This is a genomic window from Nocardia noduli (genome assembly GCF_019038455.1).
Taxonomy (GTDB): Bacteria; Actinomycetota; Actinomycetes; order Mycobacteriales; family Mycobacteriaceae; genus Nocardia; species Nocardia noduli.
In genome coordinates this window covers 1-7,913 of the sequence record NZ_JAFMPL010000185.1, presented here as the reverse complement: position 1 = coordinate 7,913, position 7,913 = coordinate 1, and the positions used below count along the sequence as shown (strand labels likewise).

The 7,913-nt window shown below is 69.2% G+C and carries 8 protein-coding genes; 4 read left to right on the top strand and 4 right to left on the bottom strand.

Going from position 1 to position 7,913, the window contains the following annotated elements; translation table 11 throughout:
* Together JZ792_RS40290 and egtA are read right to left on the bottom strand one after the other, a co-directional pair.
* On the bottom strand, positions 1 to 565 hold a 565-nt coding region (locus JZ792_RS40290), incomplete at its 3' end, for a DinB family protein (RefSeq protein WP_438804440.1).
* Between the two features lie 145 nt (positions 566 to 710).
* A complete protein-coding gene (gene egtA / locus JZ792_RS40285) occupies positions 711 to 2,036 on the bottom strand; it encodes an ergothioneine biosynthesis glutamate--cysteine ligase EgtA (protein ID WP_216918148.1) in 1,326 nt (441 codons plus the stop codon).
* A gap of 288 nt (positions 2,037 to 2,324) precedes the next feature.
* On the opposite strand from egtA, the gene JZ792_RS40280 reads away from it, so the two are divergent.
* Together JZ792_RS40280 and JZ792_RS40275 are read left to right on the top strand one after the other, a co-directional pair.
* On the top strand, positions 2,325 to 3,503 hold the full coding sequence (locus JZ792_RS40280; RefSeq protein ID WP_216918147.1) for an aminotransferase class V-fold PLP-dependent enzyme: 1,179 nt from the start codon (positions 2,325 to 2,327) through the stop codon (positions 3,501 to 3,503).
* Positions 3,504 to 3,508: 5 nt separating this feature from the next.
* Positions 3,509 to 4,426, top strand: a complete 918-nt coding sequence (locus tag JZ792_RS40275; RefSeq protein ID WP_216918146.1) for a ribonuclease Z — start codon at positions 3,509 to 3,511, stop codon at positions 4,424 to 4,426.
* A gap of 12 nt (positions 4,427 to 4,438) precedes the next feature.
* Here JZ792_RS40275 and JZ792_RS40270 read toward each other — a convergent pair whose 3' ends face one another.
* Positions 4,439 to 5,002 (bottom strand): TetR/AcrR family transcriptional regulator, encoded by a 564-nt coding sequence (locus JZ792_RS40270; RefSeq protein WP_216918145.1) that lies wholly within the window; start codon positions 5,000 to 5,002, stop codon positions 4,439 to 4,441.
* A gap of 105 nt (positions 5,003 to 5,107) precedes the next feature.
* Here JZ792_RS40270 and JZ792_RS40265 point away from each other — a divergent pair, with 105 nt between their 5' ends.
* Both JZ792_RS40265 and JZ792_RS40260 read left to right on the top strand, forming a co-directional pair.
* Positions 5,108 to 5,785 (top strand): lysophospholipid acyltransferase family protein, encoded by a 678-nt coding sequence (locus JZ792_RS40265; RefSeq protein WP_216918144.1) that lies wholly within the window; start codon positions 5,108 to 5,110, stop codon positions 5,783 to 5,785.
* A 187-nt stretch (positions 5,786 to 5,972) separates the two neighbouring features.
* On the top strand, positions 5,973 to 7,616 hold the full coding sequence (locus JZ792_RS40260; protein ID WP_216918143.1) for a fatty acyl-AMP ligase: 1,644 nt from the start codon (positions 5,973 to 5,975) through the stop codon (positions 7,614 to 7,616).
* 51 nt (positions 7,617 to 7,667) lie between these two features.
* Here the strand turns inward: JZ792_RS40260 and JZ792_RS40255 are convergent.
* On the bottom strand, positions 7,668 to 7,913 hold a 246-nt coding region (locus JZ792_RS40255; RefSeq protein ID WP_438804439.1), incomplete at its 5' end, for a hypothetical protein.

Genomic DNA, 7,913 nt, shown 5'->3' with positions numbered 1-7,913 from the left:
CCCGTGGGCGCTCGTTGTCCAGCGCCCACGGGTGGGTGGAGGTGCCCATCGTGAATTCCCCTGCGGGAACGATGATCTCGCCGTCGACGGGGGTGGCGGCGGTGGGCGCGGGCGGCGCGGACAGCACCGCTTCACCCGCGCGCAATTGGTGGGTGGCCAGCATCGTCTCGTCGTGCTGCTGTTCGTGCTGGGCGATCATGCCGAACGCGAAACCGTCCCGGACGAGGGGATCGCCGCGCAAGGTGTTGCGGTCCAGCACATCCCACACCTTGTCGCGGACCGTGCCGACGTAGTCGCGTGCCTGTGTCGGATCGAGCAGCGGCAGGCCCGGCCGATTCGCCCTTGCGTGTTTGAACGCGTCGTAGAGCTCATCGATATCGGCGCGAACGGGCGCGCGACCGCCGACATCGCGCACCAGCCACAGCTCCTCCTGATTGCCGATATGGGCGAGATCCCACACCAGTGGACTCATCAGGCGGGAATGCTGGGCTACCAGTTCGGACTCGTCCAGGGCGTCGGTGAGACCGAGGGTACGGGCGCGCGCACGGGCCAGTGCCGAGGCGATCCGGTCGCGTAATCGCTCGACGTCGTCGGTGGGTGCGGAAAAGTGCGTGGTCACGGCAGAACTCTCCGAGGGTTGTTCGATGCGGAACGGGGGAACGGCGGGCCGGGCGGCGGCTCGCGCTGGTAGCCGGTGCGGATCCGGCCGGTCACGAACTCGCTCCGGCCCGCTCTCCGCTCGGTGTCAGGCTCGCGCGGCAGCGTCGGGCCGCGGCCTCCAGTTCGGTCGCCGCGGCCGGTGTCGCGGCGTGCGCGGCGGCGAGGGCGAGGATGTCGGCCGCGATCTGCCGGATCTGCGGGTCGGCCAGTCCTTGCCGGGCAGAGTCGAGCCAGCGGCCGGTGAGCGGAGCGGCCAGCGCCGTCGCCTCGGCGACGATCTCGGGGGTGGACAGCAGCGCGTCGACGGCGTGGACCGGCACGGCCCACACGTCCTCGGGCTGGGCGTCGATGTAGCGGATCTCCAGATGACCCGAGGCGCGGACCGGCGGAAACAGGGTGGTGAGGTGGTAGTCGAGGTCGGCGAGGCCGGGTCTTCGGCCTATCTCGTCATCGAGCGCGCCGCCGAGCCAGTCGGCGAAGGTGGCGCACGGCGGCGCCGACCAGTTGTCGCCCGAGCCGTTCGTCGCCGAGCCGTTGGCGCCGCCGTCGGGACGGCGCACACACAGCAGGGGGACGTCCAGCGCCCAGCGGGCGTAGGAGGCGATGGGGTCGGACCAGTCCTCGGCGGGCGGACGGGTGCGCGCGTTGTCCAGCCGCAGCCAGGTCCGCATGCGCTGGGAGGCCCACGCGCCCGCCGGAGCGCCACGCAGGACGGGGGAGCACGCGAAGGCGGCGAGCAGCGCGGGGCCGATGACATGGGTGGCCGTCCAGCGCGCGGCGACCTGCGCCGCGTCGGCGCCCGCGTCCACGCTGACCTGGGTGGCCGCGGTATTGCACATCATGAGTTTGCCGAAGGGGCCGATTCCGTCGAAGCACTGCTCCATCGCGCGGTAGCGGGGTAGTCGCAGCACGCGTTCGGGGTGGCGATCCGCGTCGGCGGAGGCGGCTACCACGCGGATCGATCGGGAACCGAGAAGTTCGATCAGCAGCCCGGCATCCTCGCTCAGGCGCTCGCACAATTCGGCGGCGGTAGCGAAGGGGGCGCTGGAGAGTTCGATCTGACCGCCGGGTTCCATGGTGACCCGGCTGCCCCCCGGCAGCGGGACCGCCGGTGAATCGGGGGCGATGGACCTCGGTGCGTAGGGTCCGAGTGCGGCTGCCAGTGCAGCCAACCGCGGGCGTGGGGCGGCCGTCGGGCCTGACGCCGAACACTCACCCTGCACGGTGAGCCATTCGAGTTCGGCGCCGATCAGCGTGGGTGGGCCCAGCTTGAAGCAGACACCGCCCACGTACGCCTCGGCCGCGGCACGCGAGGACAGTTCCTCCGACGCGGGGGCGGAGCCGGTCGATTCCGGATGCTCGAGAGTAACCGCCATGCCGACCTCCACCGTGAGTTCCTGCACGGGCCGGATCGGGTCCGACGCCGTAAGTTCGTATCGCGTTCGAGTTTGCCTGGTTCGAGCTGCGTGGTTCCGGCTGCCGGATCTCACCCGGAGCGTTCGATCTCGTAGTTCCGTATCGCACTGTCGCGGGCGTTTATTCCCCGCCTCGCATCAATCCAGCGTAGCGAGCGACACCGACAAGTACGGGGGGAAGAAACCGACGAATATGTGACGGCTCGGACTCGGAGGCCGTGTCGATCGTCACCCGATAGGGTCGAGTACATGCTTGACCTGAAGCGCGTGCGGGCCGACACCCCCGGTTACGACTCGGACACGGGGTCGGTCTTCCTCGACAGTGCCGGATCGTCGTTGCCGCCGCGCGTCGTCGTCGACACCGTCGTCGGCCATCTGCGCCGCGAGGCCGTGATCGGCGGTTATCGGGCCGCGAGCGAACGTCTCCCCGACCTCGCCGCGGTGAAGACCGTGATCGGCGCATTGATCAACGCCGCGCCGGGCAGTATCGCGCTCAGCGACAGTGCGACCAGATCGTGGGCGGATTTCTTCTACTCGGTGCCGCTCGCGCCGGGTGACCGCATCCTGATCTCGGGTTCGGACTACGCGAGCAACGCCATCGCCGCGTTGCAGCGGGCCCGCACGGTGGGCGCGATCGTCGAGCGCATTCCGAGCGACAGCAGCGGCCAACTCGACCTCGACGCGTTCGAGAAGATGGTCGACGAGCGGGTGCGACTGGTCTCGGTGCTGCACGCGCCGACCAACGGCGGGCTGGTCAACCCGGCCGCCGAAGCCACCGCGATCGCGCATTCGGTGGGCGCGCTCGTCCTGCTCGACGCCTGCCAGTCGGCCGGGCAGATCCCGATCGACGTCGCGGAACTCGATGTCGACGCGTTGTCGGTCACCGGACGCAAATGGCTGCGCGGTCCGCGCGGCACCGGATTCCTCTACGTGCGACCCGAGCTGGCGGCGACCATGGAACCGCAGCGGCTCGACCTGCACAGCGCCGAATGGGTCGACGGGACCGATTTCCGCCTCGCGCGGGACGCCTCGCGCTTCGAATTCTGGGAACACGATGTCGCGGCCCGCCTCGGTCTCGGCGCCGCGGTGCGATACCTGCTCGAACTCGGCCCCGACGAGGTCTACGCGGCCATCGCGGCGCGCGCCGAACATCTGCGCAAGGCATTACCGCAGATCTCCGGGGTGACCGTGCGCGACCTTGGCATCCGCCACAGTGGCATCGTCTCGTTCACCGTCGACGGCGTCGACCCGCTCGCGGTGCGCGACCGCCTCGCCGAACAGGACATCACCGTCACGGTCAGCCACGCGAGTTCCACCCTGCTCGACATGACCGAACGCGGCCTGGCCTCGGTGGTGCGCGCCTCGCCGCACTGCTTCGTCGGTTTCGATGAACTCGACCGCTTCGTCGCGGCCGTCTCGGCGCTGTAGCGACAGTGTCGCAGCGCGAACTCGTCGTCCTCGGCACCGCGAGTCAGGTGCCGACCAAACTGCGCAATCACAACGGCTACCTGCTGCGCTGGGCCGAGGAGGGCGTGCTGTTCGATCCAGGTGAGGGCACCCAGCGGCAGATGACGTACGCGGGCGTCTCGGCGACCGACATCACCCGGATCGCCCTCACCCATTTCCACGGCGATCACTGCCTCGGCCTGCCAGGGATCGTCCAGCGCATCAACCTGGACCGGGTGCCGCATCCGGTGGACGTGTACTACCCGGCCTCGGGCGAGGTGTACTACCAGCGACTGTGCAATGCCACCGCCTATCACCGGACCGTCGACCTGCGCCCACATCCGATCGTGGAAGGGGGACCGCTGGAAGCGCCCGGTGCGCCGTTCGTCCTCACCGCGGCGCCGCTGTCGCACCCGGTCGAGGCGTTCGGGTACCGGATCACCGAACCGGACGGATTCCGGATGTCACAGCGGCGACTCCGTGAGCTGGGTTTGAGCGGACCCGTCGTCGGTGACCTGCGGCGGCTGGGCGCGGTGGAACACGAGGGCCGTACCGTCACTCTGGCCGAGGTCGGCGAACCGAGACCGGGCCAGAGTGTGGCCTTCGTCATGGACACCCGATTGTGCGACGGTGTCTTCGAATTGGCTTCCGGCGTCGACCTTCTCGTCATCGAGGCGACCTTCCTGGAATCGGAGGCCGACCTCGCCGCCGAACACGGACATCTCACCGCCGCCCAGGCCGCCGGGGTGGCCGCCGAAGCGGGCGTCCGCACCCTGGTCCTGACCCACTTCTCCCAGCGCTACCGCACCCTGGACGGCCACCGCGCCGAAGCCGAACGTCGATTCTCCGGTGAGATCGTCGTCGCCGAGGATCTGGCGCGCATTCCGCTGCCCCCTCGGCTCTGATCCGAACCGCGTTCAGGGCAGATGTAATTCGATCACCCGACCGACCAGGGCGCGGGCGTCGGTGTCGGCGGCGATGAGGGCGAGACTGCGGTTGGCGCGCAGCGTGGCCACACCGTGCAGGTTGGTCCACAGCGCGAGGGCGCGCGCGGCCACCGTCTCGGGTGCGGCGTCCGGACCGAGGACGGCGCGGACCAGGTCGACGAACGCGGCGTAGGCGGGCAGCGTCGTCTCGCGCAGATTCTCTCCCGAACCCTCCAGCAGATCGTGGCGGAACATGAGGGTGAACATCTCGGGCCTGGCGCCCGCGAATTCGACATATTCGAATGCCATGCCGCGCAACCGATCACGCGGGGTTCCGGTGACCGTGGTGAAACGTCGGAGCAGATCGCCGAAACCGCGGGCGGCGATGGCGGCGAGCAATGCGTTGTGGCTGGGGAAATACCGGCGCGGCGCGCCGTGGGAGACACCGGCGGCGCGGGTGATGGCGCGCAGGCCGAGTCCCTCCGCGCCCACCTCTTCGAGCAGGTCGACCCCGACGCCGACCAATCGTTCCCGCAGCGGCTCGCTCTCGACCATGCCGACATTGTCCACCCGGGTACCCGGGTGTCGCCCGGCGGGGGTAGACACTGTCTACCCGAATCGTGTAGACAGTGTCTACGCTCCCGTTCCGGAAGGAAGTCCATGTGGTACCGGCTCTTCAAACACGTTCTGCTCGGTCCGCTGCTGCGGCTGCTCGGGCGGCCGGAAATCGAAGGGCTGCATCATGTCCCGGACAGCGGTCCGGTGATCATCGCGGCCAATCACCTCGCGTTCATCGACTCGCTGTATCTGGCGCTGGTACTGCCGCGCCGCGTCACCTTCCTCGCCAAGATGGAGTACTTCACCGGCACCGGCCTGAAGGGGCGCTGCACCCGGTGGTTCTACACGGTGGCGGGGCAGGTCCCGGTCGACCGCACCGGCGGTAGCGCGGCGGCTGACGCCTTGGCCGCCGCCACCCGCATCCTCGAATCCGGCGGCGTCTGGGCCATTCATCCGGAGGGAACGCGGTCCCCCGACGGCCGGATCTATCGCGGCCGCACCGGCACCCTGCGGGTCGCCATCGCCACCGGCGCGCCCGTGATCCCGGTCGTGCTGTCCGGTACCGACCGTGTCAATCCGCGCGGCAGCCGCCGCTGGCGTTTCGCCAAGGTGCGGGTCGGCTTCGGCGCGCCCCGCTACTACGGAGCCGCCGACCATCACCACCCGCGCGCCGCCACCGACGAACTGATGCGCGACCTGGCGGCCAGGGCGGGCCGCCCCTACGTGGACCGGTACGCGGCCACGTTCGCCCACGATCGGACACAGGTCCGCTCGGCCTGATCAGGTCCCGACCACCGAGTCGACGGATTCTCTTCCTCGGATCGAGTCCATTTTCGCGGCGTGTCGGGGGTGTCGCACTCAGCTTGTGACCGTCGGGGATGGGAAAGGGGGTTAACGTACGGACTCTTCGGCGGGATAGTTGGAACAGGGCGGGCGATCGGCCTGTTTCATACCGAGGAGACCGACAGTGAGCAGGTTCACCGAGGAGATGTACGCGACCGCGGGTAGCTCCGACCGCGGTCTGGTCACGGGGGAGCCGGACGCGCCCACACGCTCGACGTGGGGCGAGATCCACGGGATCGCCCGGCGGATGGCCGGTGGGCTCGCGGCGGCCGGAATCGGGCCGGGGGACGCCGTCGGCGTGCTGGCGGGAATGCCGGTCGATATCGCCCCCGCGTGCCAGGCCGTCTGGATGCGCGACGCTTCCGTCACGATGCTGCACCAGCCGACGCCGCGCACCGACCTGGGTGTGTGGGCCCGCGATACCGAGACCGTCCTCGGGATGATCGAGGCACGCGCGGTCGTGCTCGGCGCGCCGTTCGAGATCGCCGCGCCGCTGCTGCGCGAACGCGGCATCACCGTCGTGCTGATCGACGAATTGCGCGGCGGCGACGAGATCGATCCGCTCCCGACCGGCGAGGACGATATCGCCCTCCAGCAGTTGACCTCGGGGTCGACCGGTTCACCCAAGGCCGTGCGGATCACCCACGAGAATTTCTACGTCAACGCCTACGCGATGTTCGACCGGGTCAAATTCCAGCTCGACGACGACGTGATGATCAGCTGGTTGCCCCTGTTCCACGATATGGGCATGGTCGGATTCCTCAGCGTGCCGATGCACCTGGGCGCCGAAGTCGTGTGCATCACCCCGCTCGACTTCCTGAAGCGGCCGCTGCTGTGGGCCGAGCTGATCGACAAATATCGCGGAACAGTGACCGCCGCACCGAATTTCGCGTACTCGCTGCTGGCGCGCAGGCTCGCCCAGACTCCCGACGGCGCACTCGATCTGAGCTCTGTGCGCTACATGTGGAACGGCGCGGAACCGGTGGATCCCGACACCATGGAGGCACTCGCCGCCGCCGGAGCGCGTTTCGGACTCAACCCGATGGCGCTGACTCCCGTCTACGGCATGGCCGAAACCACGCTCGCGGTCTCGGTGCCCGACCCCGGGCACGGCCAGGTACTCGACATCATCGACGCGGGCCTGCTCGAAGCGCTCGGCAAGGCGGTGCCGGTGCACGCCGACAACACCCACGGCGCGGTGCGTCGACTGCCGACCCTGGGCTACCTCGTGGACCATCTCGAAGGCCGGGTCGTCGACGCCGAACGGCAGCCGCTGCCGACGCGATCCGTCGGTGTCATCGAATTGCGCGGTCTCGCGGTCACTTCCGGCTATGTCACGGTGGAGGGGTTCCGCGCCGCGCAGGACGCGGACGGATGGCTCGACACCGGCGACATCGGTTACTTCACCGAAGCAGGCCTGATCGTGGTGTGCGGGCGCATCAAGGACGTCATCATCATGGGCGGGCGCAATATCTACCCCACCGATATCGAACGTGCCGCGATGCGGGTATCCGGCGTGCGGCCGGGCAACGCCGTCGCCGTGCGGCTCGACGCGGGCGACAAGCGCGAAAGTTTCGCGGTGGTGGTGGAATCCAACGATCACGAGAATCCCGACGAGGTCAAGCGCATCGAACGCGAGATCGTGCACGCGGTGTTCTCCGAAGAGGGCGTCCGTCCGCGCACCGTCGCGGTCCTCGGTCCCGGCGCGCTGCCCAAGACGTCGTCGGGCAAACTCCGTCGCGCCGCGACGGCGGTCCATCTGCACTGAGCGGCATCGGCCCACGCGGACACTGTCGGAATGTCCGCGTCGCCGTCCCGTCTACCTGTTGTAGACGATCAAACTCACGACCAGCCCGAGTACGAGGGCGACCGCGGACGCGACGGCGACCCATTTGCCGAATTTCTCGCCCTTCTTGTGCGCCAGGTAGCCGAAGACGATGCCCGCGGGGCCGAACAGGATCGGGCACAGCAACAGCGCGAGCACCGCGCACACGGCGCCGATGATGGTCAGGGTCGGCGGGCCCTGCTCGCGCGGGGCGGGCGCCAACGGTTCGTAGGGTGGCGG